Source organism: Achromobacter sp. T5-5 (genome assembly GCF_055397965.1).
In genome coordinates, this window is the sequence record NZ_AP027919.1 from 299,228 (window position 1) to 314,920 (window position 15,693).

Genomic DNA, 15,693 nt, shown 5'->3' on the forward strand with positions numbered 1-15,693 from the left:
TGCGTTATAGCATGATCAATGATGCAGGCATCGACTCGTTCATTCGACGAGCCAGCCACCAGAAAGGAATTGATCATGACCATGCAAGCGCTCATTCTCAACCGTTATAACGGCCCGCTTGAATTGACCGAAATCGCGATGCCCCAGCCGGCCTACGGCCAAGTGCGAGTGCGCATCGCCGCCAGCGGCCTCAATCCGCTGGATACCAAGATTCGTGCTGGCAGCGCGGCGCACGCAAAGCATCCGCTGCCCTTGGTGCTGGGCATCGATATGGCGGGCGTGGTCGATGCGGTCGGGCCCGGCGTGACCACTTTCCGGGTCGGCGATGAGGTCTATGGCATGACAGGCGGCGTGGGTGGCATCCAGGGATCGCTGGCCGAGTATGCGGTGGTGGATGCGGACCTGCTCGCCATCAAGCCGGTAAACCTGTCGATGCGTGAAGCCGCGGCACTGCCCCTCGCGTTTATCACGTCATATTCGGGCATCGTCGACCGCGCACGCCTGCAGGCCGGTCAAACCGTGCTGGTGCAAGGCGGCGCGGGCGGTGTCGGCCACGTGTCGGTGCAACTGGCGCGTGCGTTGGGCGCGCAGGTTTTTGCCACGGCCAGTTTGCGTGACCATGATCTTGTTGCGCGCCTGGGCGCAACGCCCATCGACTACCAGTCACAGCCGGTCGAGACGTATGTGGCCTCGCTCACGCAGGGCGTTGGCTTCGATCTTGTCGTGGACACGGTGGGCGGGCCGTCGCTTGATGCTGCGTTCGCCGCGGTGAAACACTTTGGGCATGTCGTCAGCGCCCTGGGATGGGGTACGCATGCGTTGGCGCCGCTGTCGTTCCGCGAGGCCACGTACTCAGGCATTTTCACTCTGTATCCGCTTCTCACGGGGCAGCACCGCGCCCATCACGGCGCCATGTTGCGCGAAGCCACTCGGCTGGTTGAAGCCGGCAAGCTCATGCCGAATCTTGATCCCCGCCGTTTCGACCTGCGCTCGGCAGAGGTCGCCTACGACGCTATCTCGAACGCAACCGCGCGGGGGAAGATCGTGGTGGACGTGGCATGAGCCTTGGGGCGGCGGGGAAGTCGACGCTCGCGCCATTCTTGTGGGTCCGCTAATCCACTGTCTTAAAGATCACTCGCTGGCGCGAGCGGTCTTGATGACTGAGCACGGAGGATCTGGATGACGCTGTCGGCAAACTCGTCAATGCCTATCCCAAGCTTGGCGTACTTCCACCGCTTGACGTACCAGTCTTGCGCCAGGGCAAGGGCATGCGATGCGTAAAGCGTGGTTGTCTCCGCGTCGTAGTTGCCTGATGCCAAAGCCCGCTCGGCGAGGCGATTCTGGAAATGCAGCTCGGCGGACTTCGCGACTGATTTCTGCCGGGCGGGCAGCACTCGCGAGTCCATGAAGACGAAGTAGAACCAAGGGTGAAGGATCTCCGACAGGTAGATGTGCCCGCGCAGTGTGGCTTCGAGGCTGGCCTGTCCGTCTTCCAAGCCCTCGAACCAGGCGGGAATCGCTTCGCTGGCGTGGCGCACGACGTCCTCGATCATGGCAGCCAAGTCGTCCTTGGTACTGATGTAGCCGTACAGCCCGCCCATGGACAGACCTGATTCCTTGCACAGGTCTCGTAGCGACATCGCGGCGAAGCCGGATCGATTGGCGATGCGGAAGGTGGCGCCCACGACGCGCTTGAGATTCTCGATGACGGTGCCAGAACGGCGCACCGTCATTCGGTGGCTCTGCCGCTGCAGCACCAACTCGTAGACATTGTCCGCATCAATGGGCGAAGCGCGGCGGAAATCCGCGAAAGAGAAGTCGGGCGAAAGTTCTGACCGCATAGCGGAATGGTCCCTTGTTGAGCCTCTGGCGTCGAACTTAGACTACCTCAAAACCGAGCGAGCGCTCGCAATATTCAAGGATGGAGACAATAGGCCGCCATGACCGGATTAATCACCGATCGGGAACTGCAATTCCTGCTTTATGAGTTGCTGAACACCCGCGAACTTATTCAGCGGCCTCGTTATCAGGCCCTTGCTGATGACGTGCTGGATGCCACGCTGGACGCGGCCAGGCGACTCGCTTCCGAAGTGTTTGCCCCGCATTACGCCAAGGGCGACCAGCATCAACCGGAGTTCGTGGATGGCACAGCCCGTGTCATCCCGGAAGCCGCCCGTGCCTGGAGCGCATTCGCAGAAGCGGGGTTTCTCAATGCCCACTGGGATGAGGACGAAGGCGGTACGCAGCTGCCGGAAACGGTCTTTAGGGCGGCGATGGCGCTCTTTTTTGGCAGCAACGTCGCGACAATGGGCTATCCCTTCCTCACGATCGGTGCCGCCAACTTGTTGAGGGCTTTCGGTACGCCGGAACTCAAGTCGCGGTACCTGGAGGCCATGGGTGACGGACGTTGTGCCGGCACGATGTGCCTGACAGAGCCGGATCAGGGATCGGCCCTCGGGGACATCAAGGCCTACGCCGTGCCGCAGGACGACGGCAGCTATCGTGTGGTCGGCCAGAAGATGTTCATCTCCGGGGGCGACCAGAACTTCACGCGGAACATCGTGCACATGGTGCTCGCCCGCATTCAGGGAGCGCCAGCCGGTGCTGGCGGCATCTCGCTTTTCCTGGTGCCGAAGTGGCTGGTGGACGATACGGGCTCGCCGTGCGAGCGCAATGACGTCGCGCTGGCCGGCCTGCTGCACAAGATGGGCTGGCGCAACACGACCTCCACGGTGCTGTCGTTTGGCGAGCAAGGCGGCGCGCGCGGCTACCTGATCGGCGCACCTGGGCAGGGCCTCGCTCACATGTTCCACATGATGAACGAGGCGCGCATCGGCGTCGGACTCATTGCGGCGTCGCTGGCCTATCGGGGGTACGCCGAGTCGCTGGCCTATGCCCGCGTCCGCCACCAAGGGCGTCTGCCTTCTTCCAAGACGCCCGGGTCGCCCCAGGTACGCCTGGTCGAGCACGCCGACGTGCGCCGTCTGCTGCTCGCCCAGAAGGCCTACGCCGAGGGCGCGCTGGGGCTGTGTCTTTATGCCAGCTCGCTCTTTGAGGACCAGCACACCCATCAGGATGCCCAGCGCCGCCAACACGCTGCGATGTTGCTCGACGTGCTCACCCCGGTCGTGAAATCCTGGCCTGCGCGTTACGGCTGCGTCGCCAACGACATGGCCATCCAGGTGCTGGGCGGTTCGGGTTACACCAACGAGTACACCGTCGAGCAGCTCTATCGCGACCAGCGGCTCAACCCCATTCACGAGGGGGCCGAGGCGATCCACGGCCTGGACCTGCTTGCGCGCAAGATCCGCTTGCACGATGGCGCCGGACTGGCGCTGTTTTGTTCGGCTGTTCGAGACACGGTCGAGGCGGCCAGCCAGGAAGCCGCACTCGCTGGCGCTGCCGCGCTGCTCGAGAGCGTCCTGACCAAACTCGAGGGCGTGTCGGCAGCGTTGCTGCGCATGCAGGGGCAGGACATCGACCTGGCCCTGGCCAACGCCACGGTCTACCTGGACGTCTTCGGTAAGGTAGCCGTGGGGTGGATCTGGCTCCAGCAGGCCCTGGTCGCCACGCGCGCGCTAGCTGCTGACCCGGCGCGCGATGCCGCTTACTACCAAGGGAAGTTGGCTGCGCAACGCTATTTCTTCGACTGGGATTTGCGCGCCGCATTCCCGATCCTGGAGCGGCTCGCGGCGTTCGACCGCACCGCGTTCGACATGAACGAGGAGTGGTTCCAATGACGCAATTCCTCTCATACGACCAGACCGGCGCGACGGCGGTGATCCGGCTCTCGTCGCCGCCGGTCAACGCCCTTTCCCGGGGCGTGCGCATCGCGCTCTACGATGCGATCATGCGCGCGGCAGACGATCCCGGTGTCCGAGCGGTCGTGTTGACGGGCAATGGCCGCATCTTCAGTGCTGGCGCCGACATCTCGGAATTCCGCTCGGGGTCCATGTTTGCGGGACGCGACCTGACGCAGGTGATTGGACTGCTCGATGCGCTGGATAAGCCGATCGTGGCAGCGATTGAAGGCTCCGCGCTTGGCGGTGGCCTGGAACTGGCGTTGGGTTGCCATGCGCGGGTGGCAGCCCAAGACGCAACGCTCGGCTTGCCAGAGATCCGGTTGGGAGTCATCCCTGGTGGCACGGGCACGCAGCGCCTGCCGCGCCTCGTGGGCGTGGATGCGGCCTTGCGCATGATGATCGGCGGTGAAGCGATTGACGCCGCACAGGCTAAGGCGATCGGCCTGGTTGATGCCGTGGCGACGGGTGATGTGGTCGAGGCTGCGCTCGATTTTGCCGAGAGGCTGGCCCAGACCGGCTCAACAAGACGCACCAGCGAGCTCGCAGTACGCGGGGCCGACACCGCCGATCTGCAGCTCGACAGCTGGCATCCGTTCATCAAGAGGGTCAAGGCACCGGCCTATGCAGCCTCGCAGATCCTGGCTTGCGTGCATGACGCGATCCGCCTGCCCTTTGATGAGGCGGTTAGGCAGGAACGGCAGCGCTTCGAGCAATGCAACGCTTCAGAAACGGCCCAGGGGCTGCAGCATGCCTTCTTCGCCACCCGCGCGGCAGCCAAACTGCCCGCCTCTTATGCGGGGGCGAAAATTCGCGACATTTCCCGGGTGGCCATCATCGGGGGCGGAACGATGGGCCGCGGCATCGCCATGGCGGTGGCCCAGGGAGGCTTCGATGCGACGGTGATCGAGACCGACCCGGAGCGTGCCGCTGCGGCGTTGGATACGATTCGTGGCGAATACCAGCGGCAGGTCACGTCCAACCGCATTGACGCCCAGCGCGCCCAGCAGCTCTCGTCGCGCATTCAGGCCTGCGCAGTGTTCGAAGCGGTGCGCGATGCGGATCTGATCATCGAAGCCGTCTACGAGAACCTGGACATCAAGCGCGAGATCGCACGGCGTCTGGGCCAGGCCTGCAGGCCTGGGGCGATCATCGCCAGCAACACCTCCACCCTGAACATCGACCTGCTGGCAAAAGAAAGCGGCCGGGCCAGCGACTTTCTAGGCTTGCATTTCTTCAGCCCGGCCAACGTGATGCGGTTGGTGGAAGTGGTCCGAGGCCAGGCCACCGACGACGCTGTGATGGCCACCGCCATGGACTTCGTCCGTCGGATTGCCAAGAGTCCCGTCATCACCGGCGTGTGTTACGGCTTCATCGGCAATCGCATGCTCGAACCCTATCTGCGCGAAGTCGAGGCGCTTCTGCTGCAAGGCTGCACGCCTGCGCGCATCGACGCGGCGCTTGAATCGTTCGGCATGGCCATGGGGCCCTGCCGAATGATGGACCTGGCGGGCGTGGACGTGGTGGCCAAGGTGGTCGAGGAACGCGGCAAGCAAAGTAGCCTGCCAGACGATCCGCACTACCGCATTGTCTGCCGCCACTTGGCCGGCCTGGGGCATTTCGGCCAAAAGAGCGGCCAGGGTTTCTACACCTACGACGGTAGACGGATCGTAAATGATGCCGCCGCTATCGGTTCCATCGCGGCGCTGGCGGCGCGCCATGGCATTGCGCCTCGGGCTGGGATCGACGCGAACGAGATCGTCGAGCGCTGCCTTTTTCCGCTCATCAATGAAGGCTTTTCCATCGTCGAAGAGGGAATTGCTTATCGCGAATCGGATGTCGACGTCGTTTGGCTGGCCGGCTACGGCTTTCCCGCGGAGCGCGGCGGGCCGCTGTTCTACGCGCGTCGCCTGGGACTGCGGGTTATCGGCCAGCGGCTTCGGCACTACGCAGCCGAGTTTGGTGACGCGCACGGTTATTGGGGCCTGGCGACCACGATTGGTGCGGTGGCCGACCTGGATACGAAGGAGCCAGCATGAAAGACGCAGTCATCGTTTCCACGGCGCGAACCCCGATCGGGCGCGCCTACAAAGGGGCCTTCAATCACACCAAGTCGCCCTCGCTACTGGGCCACGCGCTGTTCCATGCGGCCGAACGCGCCGATCTGGATCCGCAGGAGATCGACGATGTGATAGCCGGTACGGTCCTCAGTTCGGGTACGGCAGGCATGAACGTGGCGCGCAATGCCGCGCTGGCAGCGGGCTTCGGGCACCAGGTGCCAGGCCAGACGGTTGATCGGCAGTGCGCCTCGGGCTTGATGGCCGTTGCCATCGCGGCCAAGCAGATCATCGTCGACGGTATGCGGGTCGTCATCGCGGGCGGCCAGGAGAACATCTCGGCCGAGCAGATTAGGTATTTCGATGGTGTTAGCCAGTCTCAGGACGCGGCGGTTATCGCCCGGGCACCTCACGCATACATGCCGATGCTGCTGACCGCCGAACATGTGGCTCGTCAGTACCGTATCAGCCGTGAAGCACAGGATGCCTACGCCCTGACCTCGCAGCAGCGCACGGCGCTGGCTCAGTCGCTGGGCCGATTCGACCAGGAGATCGTTCCTCTTGAGTCGACCCGGCGCGTGCCAGGCAAGAACGGCGAAGCCGACAGCTTCGTGGTGGATCGCCTGACGCAGGACGAAGGCAATCGGTCGGGCACTACGATCGAAAGCCTGGGCCAGCTCAAACCGGTGATCGAAGGCGGCACCATCACGGCCGGCAACGCCAGCCAACTCTCCGACGGCGCCAGCGCCTGCGTGCTCATGGAGGGCGCCCTCGCCGCACGTCGGGGGCTCCAGCCATTGGGGCTGTACCGCGGCATCGCCATGGCTGGCGTGGCGCCCGAAGAAATGGGCATCGGCCCCATTCATGCCGTGCCACGCCTGCTCAAGCATCATGGTCTGACGGTGGACGACATCGGGCTGTGGGAACTTAACGAAGCCTTCGCCTGCCAGGCGCTCTACTGCCGTGATGCCCTCGGGATCGATCCTGACAAGTTCAATGTCAACGGGGGCGGCATCTCGATAGGGCATCCCTACGGAATGACCGGCTCGCGGCTTGTCGGGCATGCCCTGATCGAGGGTCGTCGCCGGGGCGTCAAGTTCGTCGTGGTGACCATGTGCGTGGGCGGCGGAATGGGCGCGGCCGGCCTTTTCGAGGTGCTCCCATGAATATGCTCGATACGCTTTTCAGTCTGCGCGGCAAGGTGGCCTTTGTGTCCGGCGCTTCCAGTGGAATAGGCTTGCATAGCGCGAAACTGTTCGCCCAGGCCGGGGCCTTCGTGATTCTTGCGGCCCGGCGTGCCGACCGGCTGGCGGAAGGCGTTGCATCGCTCCGGGCCGAGGGGTATGGCGCCGCCGCCGTCAGCCTGGACCTGACGGACCCATCCAGCATCGCCCCGGCTTGGGCCGCAGCCGAGGACCAGGCCGGACAGCCCGTGGACATCCTCTTCAACAACGCAGGCGTCATCTACGTCGACCGCTTCATCGACCAGACATTGGAGGAAGTCACCCGCGTTTTCGATACGAATCTCAAGGGCAACTTCCTGGTCGCCCAAGAGGCGGCGCGTCGAATGGCGGTTCGCGGCAGCGGAAGCATTATCAATGTCGCGTCCTCCTCTGGCCTGCGTGCCGCAGGCCACATGTCGAGCTACGGCGCTTCGAAGGCCGGCTTGATCCACCTGACCCAGATCATGGCGCTCGAGCTTGCCGGCAAGGGGGTACGCGTGAACGCGCTGGCCCCAGGAAACATTGAAACCGACATGCATGCGCATTTCGCGGATCACGGCTTCGATGAATCCATCAGAAAGCGCATTCCCATGCGCCGATTCGGCCAACCATCCGATCTTGACGGCGCCACGTTGCTGCTGGCCTCGGACGCAGGACGCTACATCACTGGCGCCGTACTCGCAGTAGATGGCGGGCAGACGCTTAGCTGGATGTAGCGAAAGACCAAAACAAATTAACTATCAGACCAAAACGGAGACAAAAAATGAACATTACTCGCCAAAGCAAGGCGCTTTTCTCGATCACCCTGCCGCTGCTGCTGGGCACAGGCGCGGCAGCGCACGCGCAGGCCTATCCCACTGAGCCCGTCAAGATCATCGCCCCATATGCGGCAGGGGGTGCCGTGGATATCGTGGCACGTACGCTAGGTGACCAGATGAGCAGATCTCTGGGACAGCCCGTCATCGTTGACAACCGAACGGGCGCGGCTGGCAACATCGGCGTGGACGCGGTGGCCAAGTCGCCGGCGGATGGCTACACCTTGTCGGTGGCATTGAGTTCAAACCTGATGATCAACCAGTTTCTCTACACCAAGCTGCCTTACAGCCCGGGAAAGGACCTGAAGCTGGTCGCCAAGGTAGCCGATGCGCCTCTGTTCCTGGTGGTCGATGCGAAGCTGAATATCAACAACGCCGAAGACCTACGCAAGTACGTCAGCGCCCATAAGGGCAAGCTCTCTTATGGGTCCTGGGGCGTGGGGACAATCGCCCACATGAGCGCCAGCCGCATCAACGACATCCTTGACGGAGGCATGGTGCACATTGCTTATCGCGGCGAGTCGCTCATGATCAACGATCTGATTGCCGGCAATATCCAAATCTCGTTTGCCACGGGAGCCCAGGCGGCGCAGTTTGTCGCGGACGGCCGGCTCAAGGCGATTGGTGTGAGCGGCCCCGGTCGCAGCCGTGTCATGCCGGAGGTTCCCACGCTCAGCGAAGCCGGATTCGACGATCCCTTGCTGCGTGCGGTGGGTTGGGTGGGAATGGCCGCGCCCGCTGGCACGCCCGCGCCTATCGTCGACAAGCTGGCCGGCGTCGTGGACGAGGCCCTCAAGCGAAAAGATGTGCAAGAGCGCATCCGCGGTCTGGGATGGGAGCCCAGCTTCCAGGGACCGGCCGACGTTGCGGCCACCTATCAACGCGAAGCGCCGCTTTGGAAGAAGGTCGTTGAACAGTCCGGCGCGAAGCTGGACTGATACCTGAAATTTCTCAAGGGCGACACATGTCTACCAGATGTCAGTCAGTCGAACCTGTGCGAACCGCCGTGGCGGAAATGAATGCCTGGTTCTTCGATACCTATCTCCCGATGTGGATCAAGTTGGGCGCCGATTCAGGCTCAGGCGTGCAGGAAATCCTCAACTTCTGGGGTGCTCCGTTGCATGCCGCATCGGTGAATATGACCCGTTGCCTGATGACGGGCGAAGATGTCATTGCCCTGCTGCGCGCCAACCAGATTCCGCTGCAAGCCGAGAGCTACACCCATACGGTGGTCCTGGATCGTCATGTGAAGGGCTACAACCAGAACGCCGGCTCGATCGATGTTATCTGGTCCCGCCGTCGTGCCGACGAGACAGAAATCGAACGTCGCGCGGTCCATTTCGAGATACACCGAACTTCCGGCGGCTGGCGGGTCGTTGCCATCGCCAGCGTATTGAGCGACCGGAATTCGCTCAATGAAATATGGGAAACCGTTTGAATCAAGGAGCTTCGTCATGAGCACTGAAGAGACTGTAGGCTACGAACTCAAGCAGGGCGTTGCGATCGTTACGCTCCAGCGCCCACCGCAAAATCGACTGAATCGTCCTCTATTCGCGCAGTTGGACGCAGCGATGCGGCGTGGTATCCGAGAAGGGGCGCGCTGCCTTCTTTTTCGCGGTATGGGTAGCGATTTCTGCCTGGGTGGTGACTTCCGCGAATGGCCCCACCTGACCGACCACTCCGCACGGCGCGAGCGCTTTGGCTTTTCTAATGGCGTGCTTAATGCCATCGAGTCCGCGTCCATTCCCACCGTCACGGAAGTCCACGGACGCGCATTCGGTGGTGGCTTTGAACTCGCCCTGCACACGGACTTCATTGTGGCGGCCGAATCGGCGCGATTCCGCTTTTCCGAGGCCACGCTGGGGGTGGCGCCCCTTGCAGGAGGCGTACAGCGGGTGGCGGAACGTGCCGGCCGCAGTGTTGCGGCGCGCCTGGTGATGCTCTCCGAGGAGATCTCCGCTCGCGAAGCTCTGGCCTTGCATATCGCCACCAAGGTCGTGCCGGACTCCGACCTGCATTCCACGGCATTTGATCTGGCTGTCAAACTGGCCTCAGGGCCGACTCGTGCTCATTGCGTGACCAAGGCCATTCTGAGCGCCTGGTCCGCCGGCGGCGTGCGCGCGGCGGATGAAGCCATGATCGAACACGTGTCCGTCCTGTTGGCCACCGATGACGTGCAGCGCGGCGTCGCGTCCGCGATCGAAGCTATCGAAGCCGGCAAAGAGCGGCCGGCCATGGTGTTCAACGGGAAGTAGTCGTCCAGCCTTCACGATTCGAGGAATTCCATGCAACCTGAAGAACACTATATTCCCGCCGACGGGGGCATCAAGCTGCATGCCTGGGTGTTTCGCCCCAGGCATGAGGGTCCGGCGCCGGCTATCACCATGGCGCACGGGTTCTCTGGCCTGAAGTATCGCGGCCTGCAGGCCTACGCAGAACGCTTTTGCGATGCGGGGTTCGTGGTCATTGTCCATGACCATCGCAACTTCGGACTGAGCGGGGGGGAGATCCGCGGCGACATTGATCCTTGGCAGCAGATATCGGATTGGCGCCGGGTCATTTCCTATCTCGAGAGCTTGCCGGGGGTGGACCGCAACCGGTTGGGGATATGGGGAACGAGCTACGCGGGCGGGCATGCCATCGTGCTCGGTGCCACGGACGCCCGTGTTCGCGCCGTGTCGGTTCAAGTTCCGATTATCAGCGGCTACGAGCAGAGCCTGAGGCGCGTCTCTCCTGATGCACGCGCGGCCCTGCAAGAGTTCTTCAACGAGGATGAGCGCGGACAGCTGCGCGGAGAGCCGCCAAAGAGGCAGTTGGTGGTCAGTCTGGACATGACCCAGCGCGCCGCGTACCGGTCGCAGGACATGATTGATTTTCACGATGCCTATGAGATTCCTGATGGCGTTGAGCATGGTGACACGATAACGGTGCGCTCCACGCGTCTTGCGCAAATGTATGAGCCGGGACTCTGGATTTCCCGGATCGGCCCCAAGCCCTTGCTGATGGTGGTCGCCAGGAATGATGTCATTACGCCGACCGATCTGGCGCTTGCAGCCTTCGAGCGCGCGGTCGAGCCCAAGCGCCTCAAACTGATCGATCGGGGACACTTCGATGCCTATCGCAGTGAATTCGAGGAGTCGAGCGCCGCGGCTCGCGACTGGTTCGTTGAGCATCTGATCGAGGGCCTGCGCGAATGACCATCGCAACGCCTACGAATCTCTCCCATCCTGAGCGAATTCTCGTCCTCGTGCATGGGTACCTAGACGGCCCCGAAGTCTGGAAGCCATTGCTCGATCAACTGGCCTTGCCTGACTGGAAGATAGTGAATTGCCGGCTGCATGCTGCCTCGGTGCAGCGTGGGACGTCCGCTGTGACGTTGGAGAACTATGCTCAGCAGGTGTTGGGACAAGCCGGCCTGTCCGGCCCGGGCCACGATGATGCGCAAGCGGAGCGACTGATTTTTGTCGGCCACAGCATGGGTGCGCAGGTTGCGGAGCTAGCCGCCATGAAGGTAGGCCGGCGCCTGACCGGACTGGTGCGTGTCACGCCCGCGCCGCTGGGTGGCTACCCGTTGCCTACGGAGGTGTTGGCGCGGTTTGAGTCGCGTGCGGTATTGACCGATCCTTGCGCGATCGGCGCAGGCAAGCATGCGATGGCTAAAGCGTTGGACGACAGATCCGCCGACATCCTCGTGCGGGCCACGCTCGCAACAGGCCCGGCGACCGCACTCGAGCAGCTTCATGCCTGGACGGGCGGCCACCCCGCCGGAGAGCAGCGGTCCATCATTGATGCGCCAGTCCTGACAGTGGCGACAGACGACGCCTTTTTCACGGCAGACATGCTCGAAGACGGAGCAAAGCGGTTTGTCCGTCGCACGTTCGAACATGTCCCAGGTGCGGGTCACTGGCCGCAATTGGAGCAACCTTCCGTCTTGGCCAGAGTGCTGGAACGCTTTGTGAGTTCGCAGCCATAGGCTGGCTGACGAGACCGACCGATAACGATAATGGAGACAGGTGCATGCCCGCTCATCAATCTCATGCCTTGCCTGCGGGCGAGTACCCGCTGCTTATCAAGCAACTTTTGTTGACCCCGCTGGCTCAGGCACCGGACCAGGAAATTGTCTACCGGGACGTGATCCGCTACAGCTACCGAACCCTGCGCGAACGGATAGGCCGGCTGGCGAGCGCGCTGGCCCGGCTCGGAGTCCAGCACGGCGACACGGTCGCCATCTTGGACTGGGACAGCCACCGCTACTTGGAGTGTTTCTTTGGTGTGCCGATGATGGGCTCGACACTCCAGACCGTGAATGTGCGGCTCAGTGCGCAGCAGATCCTGTTTACGCTGGCGCAAGCCGAACCGAAGGTCTTGTTGGTCCATGAAGATTTCCGGCCGGTCATCGAGGACATGCTGGCGCAACTGCCGTCGGTGCGGCATGTCGTTCGGCTGAGTGACGACGCGGAGCCGTCTGGGACTGACTACGAGTCCTTGCTCGCCAGCGCCGATGCTCACTATCCGTTCGCCGATTTCGATGAGAACACACGTGCCACCTTGTTCTACACCAGCGGCACTACTGGCATGCCAAAAGGCGTCTACTACTCGCATCGGCAACTCGTGCTGCACACGCTGGCGGTGGCCGCGGCCTTCGCTATGCCGCGTGACCAAGGCCGCTTTCATCGCGGCGATGTTTACATGCCGATCACGCCTATGTTTCACGTCCATGCGTGGGGCATGCCCTATGTCGCGACCATGATGGGGGTGAAGCAGGTCTATCCTGGCCGCTACACACCCGATGGACTCCTCGCGCTGCGCACACGCGAGGGCGTCACGTTTTCCCACTGCGTACCGACCATCCTGCGCATGCTGCTTGACCAGGCAGACGCCAGCCACACCGACTTGAGCGGCTGGAAGGTCGTCGTGGGAGGCGCCTCGTTTCCGTCCAGCCTGGCCAGGTCGGCGTTGGGAAAGGGCATGGACGTGTTTGCAGGATATGGCATGTCGGAGACCTGCCCATTCATCGTCAGCGCCCAGGTCGAGACCGACCAAGCGCTGTGCGACGCTGAACCCGTCCTCTCCGCCCGCGTTGCGGCCGGCCGGGCCGTGCCCCTGGTGGATGTGCAGATTGTCGATGACCAGATGACCCCCATCGCGCAGGGAAGCGGCCGTCCCGGTGAAGTCGTCCTGCGGGCGCCGTGGCTGACGCCGGGGTACTTTCGCAACGAGTCAGCTTCGGCCGAGCTTTGGCGCGGCGGCTATCTACATACCGGAGATATTGGAACGCTAGACCACAGCGGCTATCTGCGCATCACCGATCGCCTCAAGGACGTGATCAAGACCGGTGGCGAGTGGCTGTCTTCCTATAAGCTCGAAGAGCTGATTTGCCGGCATCCTCATGTCAAAGAAGCCGCCGTGATTGGGCTCCCGGACCCAAGGTGGGGAGAACGGCCGGCCGCCTTGGTCGTTGCCGATCCCACGGTCTCTCCCGCCCTCGATGAGCGGGCGATTCGAGGTCATCTTCACGCTTTCGTTGACGCGGGAGAGATCCCGAAATACGCGGTGCCGGAGAAGATATACTTTGTTGAATCTCTGGCGCGCACCAGTGTCGGCAAGTACAACAAGAAACTGATGCGCGACCAATATCTCACGGTGGTCGAGGCACGTCATGGGGAAACAGGAGCTTGAGGGGGGGGCGCTGTTCGATCAGGCTGGGTCGGGCGACGCTAGCGACAGAGACTTTGTCACCGCCCTGGCCCGAGGGCTCAAGGTATTGCAGGCATTTCGATCTGGCGAAGAGCGGCTGAGCAACGCTGACCTCGCGCAGCGCTGTGATTTGCCCCGTTCCACAGTTGTCCGGCTGACGCATACGCTCACGCGCGTCGGATTTCTCCATCAGGTCGAGGAGTACGGTCGATATCGGCTCGGCCTGGCGACGCTCACTCTGGGCCGTACGATGCTGGGCCGGCTCGATTTCCGGGATGCGAGCGGAGAGCTCTTGCAGCAGTTGGCCAATGAAGCCAGGGCCATGGTCGCCGTGGGTATCCGGGAGGAGTTTTCCGTGCTGTATGTCGACACCCGGCGCAGCCAGTCGACAGCGGTCACCCTCAACCTGGGAATCGGCTCTCGCCTGCCGCTCGCGACAACAGCCATGGGCCTGGCACATTTGCTGATCATGGAGAAGACAGAGAGGTCGTCGTTACTGGCACGCATGCAGCGTCTTGATCCTGCGAGCGGTTCCCACATCGACCGGGCACTTGAGCTTGCCGCAGCGGAGATGCAGCAATGGGGGTGTGTCACGTCCTTCGGGCAGTGGAAAATAGAAATCAACGGAATAGCCGTACCGCTCAATCTGGGAGGCAGCCTGCCGCCAGCCGTGATTAATGTGGCGGCGCCGGTCAGCACCATTAATTCCGAGCTGTTTCTTTCGGATATTCGGCCGCTTCTCATCGAAACGAAGCTAAAAATTGAAGCGCAGTATCGAGCCGTCTAGGAGTCAGCCAGCCCCTTCCTTCTTGATCGCGGTCGAACCCATGATGCGGGGCTCGCCCCGCCCCGATTGCCGCGAAAAGCCCCCATGCAGCACAGCATAGGCCGCCAATCCGATCAGCAAACCCCAGAACGCGCCGCCGATGCCCAATAGCTTCACGTTGGCCGCGGCGGCCAGGAACGTGATCAGGGAGGCCTCGCGCGTTTTCGCGTCCGTCATGGCCAGGGCCAGGCTGCCGCCTATCGTGCCCAGCAGGGCCAGACCCGCCAAGGTGGTGATGAAGGTCGTGGGAAAGGCCATGAACACGGCGGCCAGCGTGACGCCGAATGCGCCCACCAGAATGTAGAAAATGCCTGCGGCGATGCCGGCGATCCAGCGCTTGGACGGGTCTTCGTGGGCTTCGCGGCCGGTGCAGATGGCGGCGGTGATTGCCGCCACGTTGAAGGCGTGCGATCCGAAGGGCGCCATGAGCAGCGAACCCAGGCCCGTGAGGGCGATGATGGGATTGGCGCTGGTCTTGAAGCCGTCATTGCGCAGCACGAGCATGCCGGGCATGTACTGGCCGGTGAGCGTGATGAGAAAAAGCGGCAGCGCGACGCTCAGCAGTGCGTTCAACGAGAAGGCGGGCATCGTGAAGACGGGTTTGGCGAGCTGCAGTTGCAGGCCCGCGAGATCCACGCGTTCCTGAAGCAGCAGGAAGGACAGCCCCAGCAACAGGATGCCGACCACGGCATAGCGCGCCGTGAATCGCTTGAGTATCACATAGGCGATGATCAGCAGGCCGGCCAGCACCGGATCGACGCTCAGACCCCCAAAGGCGCCGATGCCGAACTGAAGCAGGATGCCCGCCAGCAGCCCGGCCGCCACGCCGGGCGGGACCAGCCGGATGACGCGCTCGAAGCAGCCGGAAAGACCCAGCACCACGAAGGCGGCAGCGGAAACCAGATACGCCCCTACCGCCTCGGCGTAGGGTGTGCTCGCCAGGGCCGTGACGAGGAAGGCCGCCGCCGGCGTGGACCAGGCCGTGATGATGGGCTCCCGGCTGGCCCAGCTGAGCACGATGCCGGTGATGCCCACGCCGATGGAGATCGACCAGACCCACGACGCCGTGAGCGCCGGACTCAGGCCCGCCACTTTCGCGGCCTGGAAGACCAGGATGAACGTGCCGCCGTAATTGACGATGACGGAGATCAGTCCGGCGACAACGGGGTGGGCGATGTCGCGCAATCGTATCGAACGGGAAGGGATGTTGGACGGCATGGTTTGACGGGACCTCCGGGAAGGGTTCTGGCACGGTGTTGCAGGCCCTGTTTATAG

General features: G+C 62.9%; 14 protein-coding genes. 12 read left to right on the top strand and 2 right to left on the bottom strand.

Annotated elements, in window-relative coordinates; translation table 11 throughout:
* The first annotated feature begins 75 nt into the window (after positions 1-75).
* Complete coding sequence (locus ACZ50Q_RS01480) at positions 76-1,062, top strand: zinc-dependent alcohol dehydrogenase family protein (protein ID WP_464080307.1); 987 nt, start codon at positions 76-78, stop codon at positions 1,060-1,062.
* A gap of 62 nt (positions 1,063-1,124) precedes the next feature.
* Here the strand turns inward: ACZ50Q_RS01480 and ACZ50Q_RS01485 are convergent, their stop codons facing one another.
* Positions 1,125-1,841 (bottom strand): TetR/AcrR family transcriptional regulator, encoded by a 717-nt coding sequence (locus tag ACZ50Q_RS01485; RefSeq protein WP_464080308.1) that lies wholly within the window; start codon positions 1,839-1,841, stop codon positions 1,125-1,127.
* Between the two features lie 99 nt (positions 1,842-1,940).
* Here ACZ50Q_RS01485 and ACZ50Q_RS01490 point away from each other — a divergent pair, with 99 nt between their 5' ends.
* The 11 genes from ACZ50Q_RS01490 (at position 1,941) to ACZ50Q_RS01540 (ending at position 14,379) form a co-directional block, all read left to right on the top strand.
* Positions 1,941-3,740: an acyl-CoA dehydrogenase gene (locus ACZ50Q_RS01490; protein WP_464080309.1), complete on the top strand. Its 1,800-nt coding sequence runs from the start codon at positions 1,941-1,943 to the stop codon at positions 3,738-3,740.
* Entirely contained in the window at positions 3,737-5,839 is a 2,103-nt protein-coding gene (locus ACZ50Q_RS01495) for a 3-hydroxyacyl-CoA dehydrogenase NAD-binding domain-containing protein (protein WP_464080310.1), read from the top strand. Before ACZ50Q_RS01490 ends, ACZ50Q_RS01495 begins: the two co-directional genes overlap by 4 nt.
* Positions 5,836-7,023: a thiolase family protein gene (locus ACZ50Q_RS01500; protein ID WP_464080311.1), complete on the top strand. Its 1,188-nt coding sequence runs from the start codon at positions 5,836-5,838 to the stop codon at positions 7,021-7,023. Before ACZ50Q_RS01495 ends, ACZ50Q_RS01500 begins: the two co-directional genes overlap by 4 nt.
* Positions 7,024-7,025: 2 nt before the next feature.
* A complete protein-coding gene (locus ACZ50Q_RS01505) occupies positions 7,026-7,796 on the top strand; it encodes an SDR family NAD(P)-dependent oxidoreductase (RefSeq protein ID WP_464081939.1) in 771 nt (256 codons plus the stop codon).
* Positions 7,797-7,843: 47 nt separating this feature from the next.
* Positions 7,844-8,833 (top strand): Bug family tripartite tricarboxylate transporter substrate binding protein, encoded by a 990-nt coding sequence (locus ACZ50Q_RS01510; protein ID WP_464080312.1) that lies wholly within the window; start codon positions 7,844-7,846, stop codon positions 8,831-8,833.
* Positions 8,834-8,910: 77 nt separating this feature from the next.
* Positions 8,911-9,333 (top strand): DUF6841 family protein, encoded by a 423-nt coding sequence (locus ACZ50Q_RS01515; RefSeq protein WP_231952229.1) that lies wholly within the window; start codon positions 8,911-8,913, stop codon positions 9,331-9,333.
* 16 nt (positions 9,334-9,349) lie between these two features.
* Positions 9,350-10,150, top strand: coding sequence for an enoyl-CoA hydratase/isomerase family protein (locus ACZ50Q_RS01520; RefSeq protein WP_464080313.1), 801 nt, complete (start codon positions 9,350-9,352; stop codon positions 10,148-10,150).
* Positions 10,151-10,180: 30 nt separating this feature from the next.
* Positions 10,181-11,092: an alpha/beta hydrolase gene (locus ACZ50Q_RS01525; protein ID WP_464080314.1), complete on the top strand. Its 912-nt coding sequence runs from the start codon at positions 10,181-10,183 to the stop codon at positions 11,090-11,092.
* The gene (locus tag ACZ50Q_RS01530; protein ID WP_464080315.1) at positions 11,089-11,868 is read left to right on the top strand and encodes an alpha/beta fold hydrolase; all 780 of its coding nucleotides are present in this window, start codon (positions 11,089-11,091) and stop codon (positions 11,866-11,868) included. The genes ACZ50Q_RS01525 and ACZ50Q_RS01530 overlap by 4 nt, the downstream gene beginning before the upstream one ends.
* Positions 11,869-11,912: 44 nt before the next feature.
* On the top strand, positions 11,913-13,574 hold the full coding sequence (locus ACZ50Q_RS01535; protein WP_464080316.1) for a fatty acid--CoA ligase: 1,662 nt from the start codon (positions 11,913-11,915) through the stop codon (positions 13,572-13,574).
* Positions 13,555-14,379 carry an IclR family transcriptional regulator gene (locus ACZ50Q_RS01540; RefSeq protein WP_464080317.1) on the top strand — a complete coding sequence of 275 codons (825 nt, stop codon included), beginning with the start codon at positions 13,555-13,557 and terminating at the stop codon, positions 14,377-14,379. Before ACZ50Q_RS01535 ends, ACZ50Q_RS01540 begins: the two co-directional genes overlap by 20 nt.
* Before the next feature lie 3 nt (positions 14,380-14,382).
* Here ACZ50Q_RS01540 and ACZ50Q_RS01545 read toward each other — a convergent pair whose 3' ends face one another.
* Positions 14,383-15,636: a benzoate/H(+) symporter BenE family transporter gene (locus ACZ50Q_RS01545; RefSeq protein WP_464080318.1), complete on the bottom strand. Its 1,254-nt coding sequence runs from the start codon at positions 15,634-15,636 to the stop codon at positions 14,383-14,385.
* Positions 15,637-15,693 lie beyond the last annotated feature (57 nt).

Bases quoted from the DNA above. Each gene is read 5' to 3' on its own strand.
- ACZ50Q_RS01525 (WP_464080314.1), top strand. From the start codon at position 10,181: ATGCAACCTGAAGAACACTATATTCCCGCCGACGGGGGCATCAAGCTG.
- ACZ50Q_RS01490 (WP_464080309.1), top strand. From the start codon at position 1,941: ATGACCGGATTAATCACCGATCGGGAACTGCAATTCCTGCTTTATGAG.
- ACZ50Q_RS01520 (WP_464080313.1), top strand. From the start codon at position 9,350: ATGAGCACTGAAGAGACTGTAGGCTACGAACTCAAGCAGGGCGTTGCG.
- ACZ50Q_RS01535 (WP_464080316.1), top strand. From the start codon at position 11,913: ATGCCCGCTCATCAATCTCATGCCTTGCCTGCGGGCGAGTACCCGCTG.
- ACZ50Q_RS01505 (WP_464081939.1), top strand. From the start codon at position 7,026: ATGCTCGATACGCTTTTCAGTCTGCGCGGCAAGGTGGCCTTTGTGTCC.
- ACZ50Q_RS01500 (WP_464080311.1), top strand. From the start codon at position 5,836: ATGAAAGACGCAGTCATCGTTTCCACGGCGCGAACCCCGATCGGGCGC.
- ACZ50Q_RS01545 (WP_464080318.1), bottom strand. From the start codon at position 15,636: ATGCCGTCCAACATCCCTTCCCGTTCGATACGATTGCGCGACATCGCC.
- ACZ50Q_RS01480 (WP_464080307.1), top strand. From the start codon at position 76: ATGACCATGCAAGCGCTCATTCTCAACCGTTATAACGGCCCGCTTGAA.
- ACZ50Q_RS01495 (WP_464080310.1), top strand. From the start codon at position 3,737: ATGACGCAATTCCTCTCATACGACCAGACCGGCGCGACGGCGGTGATC.
- ACZ50Q_RS01485 (WP_464080308.1), bottom strand. From the start codon at position 1,841: ATGCGGTCAGAACTTTCGCCCGACTTCTCTTTCGCGGATTTCCGCCGC.
- ACZ50Q_RS01530 (WP_464080315.1), top strand. From the start codon at position 11,089: ATGACCATCGCAACGCCTACGAATCTCTCCCATCCTGAGCGAATTCTC.
- ACZ50Q_RS01540 (WP_464080317.1), top strand. From the start codon at position 13,555: ATGGGGAAACAGGAGCTTGAGGGGGGGGCGCTGTTCGATCAGGCTGGG.
- ACZ50Q_RS01510 (WP_464080312.1), top strand. From the start codon at position 7,844: ATGAACATTACTCGCCAAAGCAAGGCGCTTTTCTCGATCACCCTGCCG.
- ACZ50Q_RS01515 (WP_231952229.1), top strand. From the start codon at position 8,911: ATGAATGCCTGGTTCTTCGATACCTATCTCCCGATGTGGATCAAGTTG.